Annotated in this window: 15 protein-coding genes; 13 read left to right on the forward strand and 2 right to left on the reverse strand. The window is 72.0% G+C overall.

The features are described from left to right. Nucleotides 1-52: 52 nt before the first annotated feature. From aroC to nusB, 7 genes are all read left to right on the forward strand, one after another. Complete coding sequence (gene aroC / locus ABD343_RS38670; protein WP_344535333.1) at nucleotides 53-1,237, forward strand: chorismate synthase; 1,185 nt, start codon at nucleotides 53-55, stop codon at nucleotides 1,235-1,237. Then, nucleotides 1,234-1,761, forward strand: a complete 528-nt coding sequence (locus ABD343_RS38675; RefSeq protein ID WP_425578371.1) for a shikimate kinase — start codon at nucleotides 1,234-1,236, stop codon at nucleotides 1,759-1,761. Before aroC ends, ABD343_RS38675 begins: the two co-directional genes overlap by 4 nt. Continuing rightward, nucleotides 1,758-2,852, forward strand: coding sequence for a 3-dehydroquinate synthase (gene aroB, locus ABD343_RS38680; RefSeq protein ID WP_344535335.1), 1,095 nt, complete (start codon nucleotides 1,758-1,760; stop codon nucleotides 2,850-2,852). Before ABD343_RS38675 ends, aroB begins: the two co-directional genes overlap by 4 nt. Before the next feature lie 154 nt (nucleotides 2,853-3,006). Then, on the forward strand, nucleotides 3,007-4,056 hold the full coding sequence (locus ABD343_RS38685; RefSeq protein WP_425578372.1) for an AAA family ATPase: 1,050 nt from the start codon (nucleotides 3,007-3,009) through the stop codon (nucleotides 4,054-4,056). A 93-nt stretch (nucleotides 4,057-4,149) separates the two neighbouring features. Then, the gene (locus ABD343_RS38690; protein WP_344535337.1) at nucleotides 4,150-5,271 is read left to right on the forward strand and encodes an aminopeptidase P family protein; all 1,122 of its coding nucleotides are present in this window, start codon (nucleotides 4,150-4,152) and stop codon (nucleotides 5,269-5,271) included. A 69-nt stretch (nucleotides 5,272-5,340) separates the two neighbouring features. Then, nucleotides 5,341-5,907: an elongation factor P gene (gene efp, locus ABD343_RS38695; protein ID WP_344535339.1), complete on the forward strand. Its 567-nt coding sequence runs from the start codon at nucleotides 5,341-5,343 to the stop codon at nucleotides 5,905-5,907. A gap of 2 nt (nucleotides 5,908-5,909) precedes the next feature. Beyond that, nucleotides 5,910-6,335 (forward strand): transcription antitermination factor NusB, encoded by a 426-nt coding sequence (gene nusB, locus ABD343_RS38700; RefSeq protein ID WP_344535341.1) that lies wholly within the window; start codon nucleotides 5,910-5,912, stop codon nucleotides 6,333-6,335. 51 nt (nucleotides 6,336-6,386) lie between these two features. On the opposite strand, the gene ABD343_RS38705 is transcribed toward nusB, so the two are convergent. Both ABD343_RS38705 and bldD read right to left on the reverse strand, forming a co-directional pair. Beyond that, nucleotides 6,387-7,346, reverse strand: a complete 960-nt coding sequence (locus ABD343_RS38705; RefSeq protein WP_344535343.1) for a DUF4331 family protein — start codon at nucleotides 7,344-7,346, stop codon at nucleotides 6,387-6,389. A 136-nt stretch (nucleotides 7,347-7,482) separates the two neighbouring features. Next, on the reverse strand, nucleotides 7,483-7,983 hold the full coding sequence (gene bldD / locus ABD343_RS38710; protein WP_027751102.1) for a transcriptional regulator BldD: 501 nt from the start codon (nucleotides 7,981-7,983) through the stop codon (nucleotides 7,483-7,485). A 253-nt stretch (nucleotides 7,984-8,236) separates the two neighbouring features. Here bldD and pyrR point away from each other — a divergent pair, with 253 nt between their 5' ends. From pyrR to carB, 6 genes are all read left to right on the forward strand, one after another. Beyond that, the gene (gene pyrR, locus ABD343_RS38715; protein WP_344535347.1) at nucleotides 8,237-8,803 is read left to right on the forward strand and encodes a bifunctional pyr operon transcriptional regulator/uracil phosphoribosyltransferase PyrR; all 567 of its coding nucleotides are present in this window, start codon (nucleotides 8,237-8,239) and stop codon (nucleotides 8,801-8,803) included. Nucleotides 8,804-8,928: 125 nt separating this feature from the next. Then, nucleotides 8,929-9,897, forward strand: a complete 969-nt coding sequence (locus ABD343_RS38720; RefSeq protein ID WP_344535348.1) for an aspartate carbamoyltransferase catalytic subunit — start codon at nucleotides 8,929-8,931, stop codon at nucleotides 9,895-9,897. Continuing rightward, nucleotides 9,897-11,186, forward strand: a complete 1,290-nt coding sequence (locus ABD343_RS38725) for a dihydroorotase (RefSeq protein ID WP_344535350.1) — start codon at nucleotides 9,897-9,899, stop codon at nucleotides 11,184-11,186. Before ABD343_RS38720 ends, ABD343_RS38725 begins: the two co-directional genes overlap by 1 nt. After that, nucleotides 11,183-11,788: a PH-like domain-containing protein gene (locus ABD343_RS38730; protein ID WP_344535352.1), complete on the forward strand. Its 606-nt coding sequence runs from the start codon at nucleotides 11,183-11,185 to the stop codon at nucleotides 11,786-11,788. The genes ABD343_RS38725 and ABD343_RS38730 overlap by 4 nt, the downstream gene beginning before the upstream one ends. After that, nucleotides 11,785-12,945, forward strand: a complete 1,161-nt coding sequence (gene carA, locus ABD343_RS38735; protein WP_344535354.1) for a glutamine-hydrolyzing carbamoyl-phosphate synthase small subunit — start codon at nucleotides 11,785-11,787, stop codon at nucleotides 12,943-12,945. Before ABD343_RS38730 ends, carA begins: the two co-directional genes overlap by 4 nt. Then, nucleotides 12,938-16,249, forward strand: coding sequence for a carbamoyl-phosphate synthase large subunit (gene carB, locus ABD343_RS38740; RefSeq protein ID WP_344535355.1), 3,312 nt, complete (start codon nucleotides 12,938-12,940; stop codon nucleotides 16,247-16,249). The genes carA and carB overlap by 8 nt, the downstream gene beginning before the upstream one ends. Nucleotides 16,250-16,253 lie beyond the last annotated feature (4 nt).

Genomic DNA, 16,253 nt, shown 5'->3' on the forward strand with positions numbered 1-16,253 from the left:
GGCCCGTGAGGGGCCGCGCTCTTCCGCTGGCGCGCCCCGCGAGGAGGAGACGTTGAGCAGGTTGCGCTGGCTTACGGCGGGGGAGTCGCACGGTCCCGCACTCGTGGCGACGATCGAGGGGCTGCCCGCAGGGGTGCCGGTCACCACCGACATGGTCGCCGACGAGCTGGCACGGCGGCGCCTGGGCTATGGACGCGGCGCCAGGATGAAGTTCGAGCGCGACGAGGTCACCTTCCTCGGCGGCGTCCGGCACGGACTGACGCTCGGCTCCCCGGTCGCGGTGATGGTCGGCAACACCGAGTGGCCCAAGTGGGAGAAGGTGATGGCCGCCGACCCGGTCGACCCCGCGGAGCTGGCCGAGCTGGCGCGCAACGCGCCGCTGACCCGCCCCCGCCCCGGCCACGCGGACCTCGCGGGCATGCAGAAGTACGGCTTCGACGAGGCCCGCCCCGTCCTGGAGCGCGCCTCCGCGCGCGAGACCGCGGCCCGTGTCGCGCTCGGCACCGTCGCGCGCTCGTACCTGCGGGAGACCGCCGGCGTCGAGCTGGTCTCGCACGTGGTGGAGCTGGGCCGCGCCAAGGCCCCGTACGGCAGCGTGCCCGTGCCCGGCGACGTCGAGCGGCTGGACGCCGACCCCGTGCGCTGCCTCGACCCGGAGGCGAGCGAGGCGATGGTCGCCGAGATCGACCAGGCCCACAAGGACGGCGACACGCTGGGCGGCGTCGTCGAGGTCGTCGCGCACGGCGTGCCCGTCGGCCTGGGCTCGCACGTCCACTGGGACCGGCGCCTCGACTCGCGGCTCGCGGGCGCGCTGATGGGCATCCAGGCGATCAAGGGCGTGGAGCTGGGCGACGGCTTCGACCTCGCGCGGGTGCCTGGCTCGCAGGCGCACGACGAGATCGTCCCGACCGACGAGGGGCTCCGCCGCTCCTCCGGCCGTTCCGGCGGCACCGAGGGCGGCCTCTCGACGGGCGAACTCCTGCGCGTACGGGCCGCGATGAAGCCCATCGCCACCGTGCCCCGCGCCCTGGCCACCGTCGACATCGCCACCGGCGAGCCCGACAAGGCGCACCACCAGCGCTCCGACGTGTGCGCCGTCCCGGCGGCCGGGATCGTCGCCGAGGCCATGGTCGCGCTGGTGCTGGCGGACGCGGTGGCGGAGAAGTTCGGCGGCGACAGCGTGGCCGAGACCCGGCGCAACGTCCGCGGCTACCTCGACAACCTGGAGATCAAGTGACGGACACGGGCGGGGGGCCCGCCGTCGTCCTCGTCGGCCCGATGGGCGTCGGCAAGACGACGGTGGGCGCGATTCTGGCCGAGCGGCTCGGTGTGACCTGCCGGGACACCGACCGGGACATCGTGGAGAGCACGGGCAGGGAGATCTCGGAGATCTTCCTCGACGACGGCGAGCCCGCCTTCCGCGAGCTGGAGCGCGCCGCCGTACGGACCGCGCTCGCCGAGCACACGGGCGTGCTGTCCCTCGGCGGCGGCGCGGTCCTCGCCGAGGAGACCCGCGCGCTGCTGGCCGGGCACCGCGTGGTCTACCTGGAGATGGACGTCCACGCGGCCGTCAAGCGCGTCGGACTGGACGCCCCCCGCCCGCTGCTCGTCATCAACCCGCGCCAGCAGTGGCGGAAGCTGATGGAGGAGCGCCGCCCGCTCTACACCGAGGTCGCCCGCGTGACGGTCGACACCGGGACCCGCACCCCCGAAGAGGTCGCCGAGACGATCCTCGACGCATTGGAGCTCAAGGAAGCATGACCGAGCAGGCACCCACCCGTATCACCGTCGGCGGCTCGGCGGGGACGGACCCGTACGACGTCCTCGTCGGGCGGCAGCTCCTGGGCGAACTCCCCGGTCTCATCGGGGAGAAGGCCCAGCGCGTGGCGGTGCTGCACCCCGAGGCGCTGGCCGAGACGGGCGAGGCCCTCCGCGAGGACCTCGCCGCGCAGGGCTACGAGGCCATCGCGGTCCAGCTCCCGAACGCGGAGGAGTCCAAGACGGCGGAGGTCGCCGCGTACTGCTGGAAGGCGCTCGGCCAGACCGGCTTCACCCGCACCGATGTCATCGTCGGCGTCGGAGGAGGGGCCACCACCGACGTCGCGGGCTTCGTGGCCGCCACCTGGCTGCGCGGGGTCCGCTGGATCGCCGTGCCGACGACGGTGCTGGGCATGGTGGACGCGGCGGTCGGCGGCAAGACCGGCATCAACACCGCCGAGGGCAAGAACCTCGTCGGCGCCTTCCACCCCCCGGCCGGAGTGCTGTGCGACCTGGCCGCGCTCGACTCGCTGGGCACGCACGACTACGTCAGCGGCCTCGCCGAGATCATCAAGGCGGGCTTCATCGCCGACCCCGTCATCCTGGACCTGATCGAGAAGGACCCTGCGGCGGCCCGTACGCCCGAGGGCCCGCACACCGCCGAGCTGATCGAGCGCTCGATCCGGGTCAAGGCCGACGTGGTCTCCGACGACCTGAAGGAGTCGGGCCGCCGCGAGATCCTCAACTACGGGCACACCCTCGCGCACGCGATCGAGAAGAACGAGCGCTACAACTGGCGGCACGGCGCGGCCGTCTCGGTCGGCATGGTCTTCGCCGCGGAGCTGGGCCGCATCGCCGGACGCCTCGACGACGCAACCGCGGACCGCCATCGCGCCGTCCTCGAATCCGTCGGGCTTCCGGTCACCTACAGGGGCGACCAGTGGCCCAAGCTCCTGGAGACCATGAAGGTCGACAAGAAGTCCCGGGGCGACAGGCTGCGCTTCATCGTCCTGGAGGGCCTGGCACGGCCCTCCGTCCTGGAGAGCCCGGACCCGGCGATGCTGCTCGCCGCGCACGCCGAGATCGCGGCCTGACCGGCGCGGCCCGGCGCGACCGGCCTGACCGGGCACTCGGGAGCGGACCCGGCCGTTCATACGGGGACGGCCGGGGAAGGTACCGTTCGGTATCTGCACGACACACGGCACCGCGGGGGCGGCGTCGGCACACGTGAGACGGAGTGGGGTCCGGATGCAGCGTTACGGGGACGGTGGAGCCTACGGGGCACGTCCGCCCGTACCTCCCCCCGGTTTTCCGCCCCCTCCGGCCGTCGCGCGGGCGGCCGGACCCCCGCAGGGACCGCCGGGTCCGCCGGGCCAACCGGGTCCGCAGGGTCCGCCGGGCTCACGGGGACAGCAGCCGCCGCCGCATCCGCACCCCCAGGCCCAGCACCACCCCCGGCCCCAGCCTCCCCAGCACCCGCACCCCCAGCCGCCGCAGCACCAGCCCCCGCACCCCCAGGCCCAGCGCCCGGGGCCGCCGCCGGGGCCGCTGGTGCCCACGGCGCCGCCCGCCCCGGGCGGTCCGCGCCCGGCGGCTCCTGCCGGGCCGCCGCATCCCGGGGGCGCCCCCGCGGGCGGCGGAGCGCCGTCCAGCGAGACCACCGGTCACATCAAGCTGCCGCCCGGCGGTCCCGTCCAGGTGCCCGCGCCCGGCGCGACGCCCGCGCAGCTCGACGGGACCCGCGCGGCCGTCGCCGTGCTGCTGATCGGCCCGGCGGGCGCGGGCAAGACGACCGTCGCGCGGTACTGGGCGGAGCACCGTGCCGTGCCGACCGCGCACATCAGCCTCGACGATGTCCGCGAGTGGGTCCGCTCCGGCTTCGCCGACCCGCAGGCGGGGTGGAACGACCACTCGGAGGCGCAGTACCGGCTGGCCCGCCGCACCTGCGGCTTCGCCGCGCGCAACTTCCTGGCGAACGGGATCTCGTGCGTCCTGGACGACGCCGTCTTCCCCGACTGGCCCGTGATCGGCCTCGGCGGCTGGAAGCGCCACGTCGGACCGGGCCTCATCCCCGTCGTGCTGCTGCCCGGCCTCGACATCGTCCTGGAGCGGAACGCGGAGCGGAGCGGCAACCGCCGCCTGTCCGACGAGGAGGTCGCGCACATACACGGCCGGATGGCGGGCTGGTACGGCTCGGGGCTGCCCATCATCGACAACTCCCGCCAGGAGGTGTCGGCCACGGCCCAGATGCTCGACACCGTCGTCGCGCGCAGCCTCGCGAGCCCGCCGAGCTGGTAGCCGGGAGAGCGCGCGGGCCACGGATGGACACGCCGTCGCCCGCACGGCCCCTCCCAACCGGTCGGCCCGCCCACCCGTGCGTACCCTCGGCATATGTCCGAGGTGCATGTGGCTCGCAGGTCCAGGCTGCGCGAGCGTTGTGCGGCGAGCACGGCCCACGGCGGCCCCGCCGACGCGGTGCTCGTCTCCCGCCCAGCCAACGTCCACTATCTGACGGGCCGCGCCCCGCAGGACGGGGTGCTGCTGCTCGGGCCCGACGGCCAGGACACCCTCTTCACCCCGTCCGACGCGGGCCCGCCCGGCGGCAGCCACCCCGCCGACGACCTGCGGGACGTCGCGCTGGCCGAGGAGGACGGGGACGCGGCCGTCTCCGCCGCCGGGCTCGCCGCGCACCGGGGCCCGCACACGCTCGCCGTCGAGGAGCACCACCTCACCGTCGCCCGCCACCGCGCGGTGGCCTCGGTCGCGCCCGCGCTCCGGCTCGCGGACCTCGGCTGCGCGGTCGAGCAGCAGCGGGTGATCAAGGACGAGGAGGAGATCTCCGCGCTGCGCATCGCCGCCGAGATCACCGACCAGGCGCTCGGCGAGCTGCTGGAGTCGATCCTCGTCGGCCGCACGGAGCGGCATCTCGCGCTGGAGCTGGAGCGCCGCCTGATCGACCACGGCGCGGAGGGTCCCGCGTTCCCGACCTCGGTCGCCACGGGGCGCAACTCGGGACTCTCCGGACACCGGCCGACGGACCGGCGCGTGGAGGAGGGCGATTTCCTCACCGTGCGCCTGGGCGCCCGGTACCGCGGATACCGCTGCCAGATCGGCCGTACGTTCGTCATCGGCACCGCGCCCGACGACTGGCAGATCGAGCTGTACGACCTCGTCTTCGCCGCTCAGCGGGCCGCGCGGGAGTCGCTGGGGCCCGGCACCGAGTACCGCGACGTGGACCGCGCCGCCCGCCAGGTGCTGGACGCCGCGGGGCACGGCGGAGCCCTCGGACAGGCGACGGGACACGGGGTGGGGCTGGAAATCGGTGAGGACCCTCGGCTGTCACCTGCGGCCATGGGTAAACTGGACGCTTGTGTGCCGGTCACCGTCGAACCGGGGGTCCATCTCCCGGGCCGGGGCGGTGTCCGGATCGACGACACGCTCGTCGTTCGCCCGCAGGCGGACGGCGGACCCGAGCTACTCACCATCACGACCAAGGAGCTGCTCGCGCTCTGAGCAGTACAGGCTTCTGCGCGGCGCTGCTCCTCGGTTTCCGCAGCAGCAGTCTCAGGAGATTCCGCGACCGTGGCATCCACGAACGACCTCAAGAACGGCATGGTGCTCAAGCTCGACGGCGACCAGCTCTGGTCCGTCGTTGAGTTCCAGCACGTCAAGCCCGGCAAGGGCCCCGCTTTCGTCCGCACCAAGCTGAAGAACGTGCTGTCCGGCAAGATCGTCGACAAGACGTTCAACGCCGGCACGAAGGTCGAGACGGCCACCGTGGACCGACGTGACATGCAGTTCTCGTACATGGACGGCGACTACTTCGTCTTCATGGACATGCAGACCTACGACCAGCTCCACGTCGAGCGCAAGATCGTCGGCGACGCGGCCAACTACCTCATCGAGGGCTTCGAGGCCACCGTCGCGCAGCACGAGGGCGCGGTGCTCTACGTCGAGCTGCCCGCGGCCGTCGAGCTGACGATCAAGCACACCGAGCCGGGTGTCCAGGGCGACCGCTCCACCGGCGGCTCCAAGCCCGCCGAGCTGGAGACCGGCTACAGCATCCAGGTGCCGCTCTTCATCACCACCGGCGAGAAGATCAAGGTGGACACCCGCTCCGGCGAGTACCTGAGCCGGGTGAACAGCTAACCGTGGCCGCTCGCAACAAGGCCCGTAAGCGCGCCTTCCAGATCCTCTTCGAGGCCGACCAGCGCGGCGCGGAGGTGCGCACCGTGCTGGCCGACTGGTTGCGGCTCGCCCGGACCGACCCGCGGCAGCCGCCGGTCACCGAGTACACGATGCAGCTCGTCGAGGGGTACGCGGAGAGCGCGCCCCGGATCGACGAGCTGCTCTCCACCTACGCCGTGGGCTGGACCCTCGACCGGATGCCGGTCGTCGACAGGGGCATCCTGCGGCTGGCGGTCTACGAGCTGCTGTGGGTGGACGAGGTGCCGGACGCCGTGGTCATCGACGAGGCGGTGCAGCTCGCCAAGGAGTTCTCCACCGACGAGTCCCCGGGCTTCATCAACGGCCTGCTGGGCCGTCTGAAGGAGCTCAAGCCGACGCTGCGCCGCTAGCGACGGCCCGTGCAGGGGGTGCCCGGAGTCCTCTCCGGGCACCCCCTGCGTTCAGTTCGCCGGATGCGGGTGTCCCAGGAACGGGAAGTCCGGCAGCAGGTCCGTGTGCGGGCCGATGCCGTCCCCCGTGATCCTGCCGCCCGACACCATCGCGAGCCGCGCCGAGGTCACGTCGTCCGTGAGCGTGCGCCCGTTCGGGTAGGCCGCGGGCCGCCTGCGGTCGTAGCGCAGCACGTCCGGCAGCACCGTGCCCAGCGCCTTCCCGGCCTCCTCGCGGGAGTACCCGCCGGTGTGGGCGAGGACCGCGCTCCAGGCCTCCAGATAGTTCTCCCGGTCGTCGGCGGGCTCGCCTGCGTTGTACGCCTCCTTCGCGTCCTCCTCGTTGAAGTACGCGGTGAGGGACGGGTGGGCGCCCCGGTCGACCGACACCAGTGCGCCGTCGCGTACGACGCTCACCCGCGCCCAGACGCCGACGGGGCCCTCGCCGAGCTCCGAGTCGGGGACCTCCAGGACGATGCCGAAGACGTTCTTGTCGATGCCGAAGTCGTTGCCCGTCCATTGGAAATCGTTGCCGATGCCCTCCAGGTCGGCGAAGAACGGGTCGCTGCGCAGCCCGGCCGACAGCCGGTAGCGGCCGTACTCCACGATGTTGGGCTCGGGGCCGAAGGCCACCGAGGCGTCGCTGAGGATCACCTCGCCCGCGGCCTCGTGCCGCTGGGCGTCCTCGCCCGTCGCACGGTGCACGGTGACGGTCTGCCCGGCGCTGTCGGGCTCGGAGAAGACGAAGCTGTAGGCCAGGTCGGCCCGGTGGTCGCCGTCCGTGTCGACATTGACGCGGTACACGGCGTCGGGGTGGAACTCCTCGCCCTGTACCGGTGCGAACGGATTCACGTTCATGATCAGGACGGTGTGCCCCCGCACGGTCGACGGGAAGACGAACAGATCCGTCAGGTCCAGCCGTGCGTCGTCCTCGGGCGGGCGGAGGTTCGGGCCGCTGAGATGGTGCGACATGAGGTCCTCTTCGGGTCTGTACGGCACCCCCTCCGCCATCAGACCAGAACCCGCGCCGACCCGCCCCGTGAACGCCGCTGGGCGGGGCTCCCCGGAGGAGGCCCCGCCCAGCGGACGTACGACAGGAGGACGGCCGTCAGGCGTCCTCGTGGGAGACGGCGCGGCGCGCGTCCGCGTCCAGCACGCCCCAACTGATGAGCTGCTCGGTCAGCACGGACGGCGACTGGTCGTAGATCACCGCGAGGGTGCGCAGGTCGTCCTGGCGGATCGAGAGGACCTTGCCGTTGTAGTCCCCGCGCTGGGACTGGATCGTGGCCGCGTAACGCTGGAGGGGGCCGGCCTTCTCGGCGGGCACGTGGGCCAGGCGCTCCAGGTCGAGCACGAGCTTCGGCGGCGGCTCGGCGGCACCGCCCGGGGTGGTGCCGGGCAGCAGCTCCTGCACCGGGACCCCGTAGAAGTCCGCCAGCTCGGCGAGGCGCTGCACGGTCACCGCACGGTCGCCGCGCTCGTACGAGCCGACCACGACCGCCTTCCAACGGCCCTGGGACTTCTCCTCCACGCCGTGGAGGGAGAGGCCCTGCTGGGTGCGGATGGCGCGGAGCTTCGCTCCGAGCTGTTTGGCGTATTCGCTGGACATATGGCTCCCCGGACGCTGTGTCGCGTATCGCTGAGCGGCTCCGCCGCGTGGGGCCTTGCCGCGTGCTTCGTAACTCACTGTGAGGTTACGCAGCGTAATGTGCCGCGTCAAGCCGAGAGGGTCCAGACGGCTTCCACCTGGGGTGGGGGAGGGGCGGGAGTGACCCGTCACCGGGCCCTGGTACCGTTGTCCGACGACAGATCGACGTCCTTTAAGGCCCGTCCCGTGAGGCGGGGAAGGAGGTCCGTTTTTCATGGACGACAGCAGTATGCCCCCCGGTCCGGCCCGGCCCGTTCTGGAAGCCCCGGACATCGCGCGGGTTCTGACCCGCATCGCCCACGAGATCGTCGAGCGCGCCAAGGGCGCCGACGACGTGGTGCTTCTCGGTATTCCGACCCGTGGCGTCTTCCTCGCGAGAAGGCTCGCCGCCAAGCTCGAAGAGATCACCGGACGCCCCGTCCCGGTCGGCTCCCTCGACATCACGATGTACCGCGACGACCTCCGCCTCGGCCCGGCACGCGCCCTCGCGCGCACCGAGATCCCCGGCGAGGGCGTCGACGGCCGCCTCGTCGTCCTCGTCGACGACGTGCTCTACTCCGGCCGTACGATCCGCGCCGCGCTCGATGCCCTGGGTGACATCGGCCGCCCCCGCGCCGTGCAGCTCGCCGTCCTCGTCGACCGCGGTCACCGCGAGCTGCCGATCCGCGCCGACTACGTCGGCAAGAACCTCCCCACGTCGCAGCGGGAGACCGTCAAGGTCCAGCTCACCGAGGAGGACGGCCACGACGGCGTGCTCCTCGGCACCCGCGAGACCGTCTAGCCGGCTCTCCACCGACCCCGAGCAGGGCCGGTGCGCGCCCGCATGCCCGCACGCGTGCGTGAGCGCCGGGCCCCTGGACCACCGCGACCACTCCTGACCCACCACGGAAGGCAGGAAGGCAACAGATGAAGCGACACCTCATCTCGGCCGCCGACCTCACCCGCGACGACGCCGTCCTGATCCTCGACACCGCCGAGGAGATGGCCCGGTTCGCCGACCGGCCGATCAAGAAGCTGCCGACGCTGCGCGGCCGCACCATCGTCAACCTCTTCTTCGAGGACTCGACCCGCACCCGGATCTCGTTCGAGGCCGCCGCCAAGCGGCTCTCGGCCGACGTCATCAACTTCTCCGCCAAGGGATCCTCGGTCTCCAAGGGCGAGTCCCTGAAGGACACCGCGCTGACCCTGGAGGCCATGGGCGCCGACGCCGTCGTCATCCGGCACGGCGACTCCGGCGCCCCGCACCGCCTCGCCACCTCCGGCTGGATCGGCGGCTCGGTCATCAACGCGGGCGACGGCACCCACGAGCACCCCACGCAGGCCCTGCTCGACGCCTTCACCATGCGCCGCCGCCTCGTGGGCGAGGAGGGCGCCGACCTCGCGGGCAAGCGCATCACGATCGTCGGCGACATCCTGCACAGCCGCGTCGCCCGCTCCAACGTCCACCTGCTCTCCACGCTCGGCGCCCACGTCACGCTCGTCGCCCCGCCCACTCTGGTGCCGGTCGGCGTCGAGAGCTGGCCCTGCGAGGTCTCGTACGACCTGGACGCGGTGCTCGCCAAGTCCGACGCGGTGATGATGCTGCGCGTCCAGCGCGAGCGGATGAACGCCGCGTTCTTCCCCACCGAGCGCGAGTACGCCCGCCGTTACGGCCTCGACGGCGAGCGCATGGGCCGGATGCCCGACCACGCCATCGTGATGCACCCCGGGCCGATGAACCGCGGCATGGAGATCACCGCCGAGGTCGCCGACTCGCCCCGCTGCACCGCCGTCGAGCAGGTCGCCAACGGCGTCAGCATCCGGATGGCCGTCATGTACCTGCTGCTCGGCGGCGCCGAGCCCGCCCGCACCGTTCACGCTGAGGAGAGCAACTGATGAGCAAGACCCTGATCCGCGGCGCGAAGGTCCTGGGCGGCGAGCCGCAGGACGTCCTGATCGAGGACGACGGCACGATCGGCGCCGTCGGGCGCGGCCTGGAGGCGCCCGGCGCCGAGGTCGTCGAGGCCCGCGGCTCCGTGCTGCTCCCCGGACTGGTGGACCTGCACACCCATCTGCGCGAGCCCGGCCGCGAGGACTCCGAGACCGTGCTGACCGGCACCCGCGCCGCCGCCAAGGGCGGCTACACGGCGGTGCACGCCATGGCCAACACCTTCCCGGTCGCCGACACGGCGGGCGTCGTCGAGCAGGTCTGGCGCCTCGGCAAGGAGTCCGGCTACTGCGACGTACGCCCCGTCGGCGCCGTCACCGTCGGCCTGGAGGGCAAGCAGCTCGCCGAGCTGGGCGCCATGCACGACTCGGCGGCCGAGGTGCGGGTCTTCTCCGACGACGGCAAGTGCGTGGACGACGCGGTGATCATGCGGCGCGCCCTCGAATACGTGAAGGCGTTCGACGGCGTCGTCGCGCAGCACGCCCAGGAGCCCCGGCTCACCGAGGGCGCCCAGATGAACGAGGGCACCGTCTCCGCGGAGCTGGGCCTGGCCGGCTGGCCCGCCGTCGCCGAGGAGTCGATCATCGCCCGGGACGTGCTGCTCGCCGCGCACGTCGGCTCGCGGGTGCACATCTGCCACCTGTCCACGGCGGGGTCCGTGGAGATCGTCCGCTGGGCCAAGTCGAAGGGTTGGGACGTGACCGCCGAGGTCACCCCGCACCATCTGCTCCTCACCGACGAGCTGGTCCGCTCGTACAACCCCGTCTACAAGGTCAACCCGCCCCTGCGTACCGAGGCCGACGTCATGGCCCTGCGCGAGGCGCTGGCCGACGGCACCATCGACTGCGTCGCCACCGACCACGCCCCGCACCCGCACGAGGACAAGGACTGCGAGTGGGGCGCGGCGGCCATGGGCATGGTCGGCCTGGAGACCGCGCTGTCCGTCGTCCAGCACACGATGGTGGACACCGGGCTCCTCGACTGGGCGCAGGTCGCCGACCGGATGTCGCACCGCCCCGCCGCCATCGGACGGCTCGAAGGACACGGCCGCCCCCTGGAGCCCGGCGAGCCCGCCAACCTCGTCCTCCTCGACCCGGCTTACCGTGGACAGGTGGACCCCGCGGGCTTCGCCTCCCGCAGCGGCAACACCCCTTACGAGGGCCGTGAGCTGCCCGGACGCGTGACCCACACCTGGCTGCGGGGCCGGACGACGGTTGTGGACGGGACATTGGTGTGAGCGCACAGATCCGAATCGGTCATCAGATCCAGCAGATCCCCCTCGCGCAGAAGTCGCAGGAGGTCACCGACTGGGCCGCGCGCATCGGCTGGGTCGTCGGGCTCGTGCTCTTCGTCGCGCTGATCTACTGGCTGATGCGGCAGGGCTGGAAGTGGCGCGGAACCCTCCAGGGCGACCTGCCCGAGCTGCCGGAGATCCCCGAGGAGACCGGCGAGCCCCTGCTCCTGCTCAGCGGGCGGTACCACGGCTCGACCAGCGCGGGCCAGTGGCTCGACCGGATCGTCGCGCACGGACTCGGCACCCGCAGCCGCGCCGAGCTGACCCTGACGGCCGACGGCCTCGCGGTCGTACGCCCGGGAGCGCAGGACTACTGGATCCCGGCGGACCGGCTGCGGGGGGCTCGCCTCGACACCGGCATCGCGGGCAAGGTGCTCACCGAGGGCGGCCTGCTGGTCGTCACCTGGCAGCACGGCGACCGCACCCTCGACTCCGGCTTCCGCTCCGACCACGCCGCGGACCACCAGGCGTGGGTCGACAAGATCAACGAGATGAGCGGCGACAACGGCGTCGCGGCGCAGCACAACCAGGAAGGCGCACCATGACGACCTCCGCCAGGGGAACCGCGAAGGTTCCCGCCGTCCTCGTCCTGGAGGACGGCCGCACCTTCCGCGGCCGCGCCTACGGGGCCGTGGGGGAGACCTTCGGCGAGGCCGTGTTCTCCACCGGCATGACCGGCTACCAGGAGACCCTGACCGACCCGTCCTACCACCGCCAGGTCGTCGTCATGACCGCGCCGCACGTCGGCAACACCGGTTGGAACGACGAGGACGACGAGTCCCGGCGCATCTGGGTCTCCGGCTACGTCGTCCGCGACCCGGCCCGCGTCCCGTCCAACTGGCGCGCCACGCGCTCGCTGGACGAGGAGCTCGTCGGGCAGGGCGTGGTCGGCATCCAGGGCATCGACACCCGCGCCCTCACCCGCCATCTGCGCGAGCGCGGCTCCATGCGCGTCGGCATCTTCTCCGGCGACGCCCTCCCCGCCGAGGGCGACATGGTCGAGCTGGTGCGCCAGACGCCCGAGATGACGGGCGCCGGCCTCGCCGAGCAGGTCACGGTGGAGGAGACGTACGTCGTCCCGGCGGTCGGCGAGAAGAAGTACACCGTCGCCGCCATCGACCTCGGCATCAAGGCCATGACCCCGCACCGGATGGCCGAGCGCGGCATCGAGGTGCACGTCATGCCGGCCACCGCCACGGTCGAGGACGTCTACGCCGTCGCCCCCGACGGACTCTTCCTCTCCAACGGCCCCGGCGACCCCGCCACCACCGACCACCAGGTCGGGCTGGTCCAGGCGGCCCTCGACCGCGGTACCCCGTTCTTCGGCATCTGCTACGGCAACCAGATCCTGGGCCGCGCCCTCGGCTTCGGCACGTACAAGCTCAAGTACGGCCACCGGGGCATCAACCAGCCCGTCCAGGAGCGCAGCTCCGCGGGCACGTGGACAGGGGGGAAAGTCGAGATCACCGCGCAGAACCACGGCTTCGCCGTCGACGCGCCGCTCGACAAGGCCGTGGACACCCCGTACGGGCGGGCCGAGGTCTCCCACGTCGGGCTCAACGACAACGTGGTCGAGGGCCTGCGCCTGCTCGACAAGCCCGCCTTCAGCGTCCAGTACCACCCCGAAGCGGCAGCGGGTCCGCACGACGCCGCCTACCTGTTCGACCGCTTCGTGAAGCTCATGGAGGACCAGCGTGCCTAAGCGCACCGATATCCAGTCCGTCCTGGTCATCGGCTCTGGTCCGATCGTCATCGGCCAGGCAGCAGAGTTCGACTACTCCGGTACCCAGGCCTGCCGCGTCCTCAAGGCCGAGGGTCTGCGCGTCGTCCTCGTCAACTCCAACCCGGCGACGATCATGACCGACCCGGAGATCGCCGACGCGACCTACGTCGAGCCGATCACCCCCGAGTTCGTCGAGAAGATCATCGCCAAGGAGCGCCCCGACGCCCTCCTGCCCACCCTCGGCGGCCAGACCGCGCTCAACACCGCGATCTCCCTGCACGAGGCCGGGACCCTGGAGAAGTACGGCGTCGAGCTGATCGGCGCCAACGTGGCGGCCATCAACAAGGGCGAGGACCGCGACCAGTTCAAGGAGGTCGTCGAGGCCGTCCGCGGCAAGATCGGCCACGGCGAGTCCGCGCGCTCCTACATCTGTCACTCGATGGAAGACGTCCTGCGCGGCGTCGACGAGCTGGGCGGCTACCCCGTCGTCGTCCGCCCCTCCTTCACCATGGGCGGCGCCGGCTCCGGCTTCGCGCACGACGAAGAGGAGTTGCGCCGCATCGCCGGCCAGGGCCTGGAGCTGTCGCCGACCACCGAGGTGCTCCTGGAGGAGTCCATCCTCGGCTGGAAGGAGTACGAGCTGGAGCTGATGCGCGACAAGAACGACAACGTCGTGGTCGTCTGCTCCATCGAGAACTTCGACCCGATGGGCGTGCACACCGGCGACTCGATCACCGTCGCCCCGGCCATGACGCTCACCGACCGCGAGTACCAGATCCTCCGCGACATCGGCATCGCCGTCATCCGCGAGGTCGGCGTCGACACCGGCGGCTGCAACATCCAGTTCGCGGTCAACCCGGCCGACGGGCGGGTCGTCGTCATCGAGATGAACCCGCGCGTCTCCCGCTCGTCCGCCCTCGCCTCCAAGGCCACCGGCTTCCCGATCGCGAAGATCGCCGCGAAGCTCGCCGTCGGCTACACGCTGGACGAGATCCCCAACGACATCACCGAGGAGACCCCGGCCTCCTTCGAGCCGACCCTCGACTACGTGGTCGTCAAGGTCCCGCGCTTCGCCTTCGAGAAGTTCCCGGCCGCCGACTCGGGGCTCACCACCACCATGAAGTCCGTCGGCGAGGCCATGGCGCTCGGCCGCAACTTCCCCGAGGCCCTCCAGAAGGCGCTGCGCTCGCTGGAGAAGAAGGGCAGCCAGTTCGACTTCACCGGGGACCCCGGCGACAAGGCCGGGCTGCTCACGGAGGCCGCGCGCCCGACCGACGGCCGTATCAACACCGTCATGGCCGCCATCCGCGCCGGGGCCACCCCCGAGGAGGTGTTCGAGGCGACGAAGATCGACCCCTGGTTCCTCGACCAGCTCTTCCTCGTCAAGGAGATCGCCGACGAGATCGCCGCGGCCCCCGAGCTGAGCCCCGGGCTGCTCGCCGAAGCCAAGCGGCACGGCTTCTCCGACGCGCAGATCGCCGCGGTCCGCTCGCTGCGCGAGGACGTCGTCCGCGAGGTCCGGCACGCCCTCGGCATCCGCCCGGTCTACAAGACGGTCGACACCTGCGCCGCCGAGTTCGCCGCGAAGACCCCGTACTTCTACTCCTCGTACGACGAGGAGACCGAGGTCGCGCCGCGCGAGAAGCCCGCCGTGATCATCCTCGGCTCGGGCCCGAACCGGATCGGCCAGGGCATCGAGTTCGACTACTCCTGCGTGCACGCCTCCTTCGCGCTCAGCGACGCGGGCTACGAGACCGTCATGGTCAACTGCAACCCCGAGACCGTCTCGACGGACTACGACACCTCCGACCGCCTCTACTTCGAGCCGCTCACGCTCGAAGACGTGCTGGAGATCGTCCACGCCGAGCAGCAGGCGGGCCCCGTCGCGGGCGTCCTCGTCCAGCTCGGCGGCCAGACCCCGCTGGGCCTCGCGCAGGCGCTCAAGGACAACGGCGTGCCGATCGTCGGCACCTCGCCCGAGGCCATCGAGCTGGCCGAGGAGCGCGGCGCCTTCGGTCGAGTGCTGACCGAGGCCGGGCTGCCCGCGCCGAAGTACGGCACGGCCTTCTCCTTCGAGGAGGCCAAGCGGATCGCCGCCGAGATCAACTACCCGGTGATGGTCCGTCCCTCGTACGTGCTGGGCGGGCGCGGCATGGAGATCGTCTACGACGAGCCGTCGCTGGCCGAGTACCTGGAGCGGCACGCGGGTCTCATCGAGAAGCACCCGGTCCTCATCGACCGTTTCCTCGACGACGCCATCGAGATCGACGTCGACGCGCTGTACGACGGCACCGAGCTGTACCTCGGCGGCGTCATGGAGCACATCGAGGAGGCCGGAATCCACTCCGGCGACTCCGCCTGCGCGCTGCCCCCGATCACCCTCGGCGGCTTCGACATCAAGCGGCTCCGCGCCTCGACCGAGGCCATCGCGCGCGGCGTCGGCGTCAGGGGCCTGATCAACATCCAGTTCGCGATGGCCGGGGACATCCTCTACGTCCTGGAGGCCAACCCCCGCGCCTCCCGTACCGTCCCCTTCACCTCCAAGGCCACGGCCGTCCCGCTCGCAAAGGCGGCGGCCCGGATCTCGCTGGGCGCGACCGTCGCCGAGCTGCGCGCCGAGGGCATGCTCCCGGCCGGGGGCGACGGCGGCGACCTGCCACTCGACGCGCCGATCTCGGTCAAGGAGGCGGTCCTGCCCTGGACCCGCTTCCGTGACGTGCAGGGCCGCGGCGTCGACACGGTGCTCGGCCCGGAGATGCGCTCGACCGGCGAGGTCATGGGCATCGACTCGGTGTTCGGCACCTCCTACGCGAAGTCGCAGGCGGCCGCGTACGGCGCGCTGCCGAACAAGGGGCGGGCCTTCGTCTCGGTCGCCAACCGCGACAAGCGCTCGCTGATCTTCCCGGCCCGCGAGCTGGTCGCGATGGGCTTCGAACTGCTCGCCACGTCCGGCACCGCAGAGGTTCTCAAGCGCAACGGGATCAACGCGACGGTCGTCCGCAAGCAGAGCCAGGGCGAGGGCCCGAACGGCGAGCGCACCATCGTCCAGCTCATCCACGACGGCGAGGTCGACCTGATCGTCAACACGCCGTACGGCACGGGTGGCCGTCTCGACGGCTACGACATCCGCACGGCCGCCGTCGCCCGCTCTGTCCCGTGCCTGACCACCGTCCAGGCGCTGGCCGCCGCGGTGCAGGGCATCGAGGCGCTCACGCGCGGCGAGGTCGGCGTCCGCTCGCTCCAGGACCACGCGGAGCACCTGATCGCGGCGCGGGAAGGGTGACCCG

The sequence above is a fragment of the Streptomyces albiaxialis genome, from assembly GCF_039530985.1.
In the GTDB taxonomy this organism is placed as follows: domain Bacteria; phylum Actinomycetota; class Actinomycetes; order Streptomycetales; family Streptomycetaceae; genus Streptomyces; species Streptomyces albiaxialis.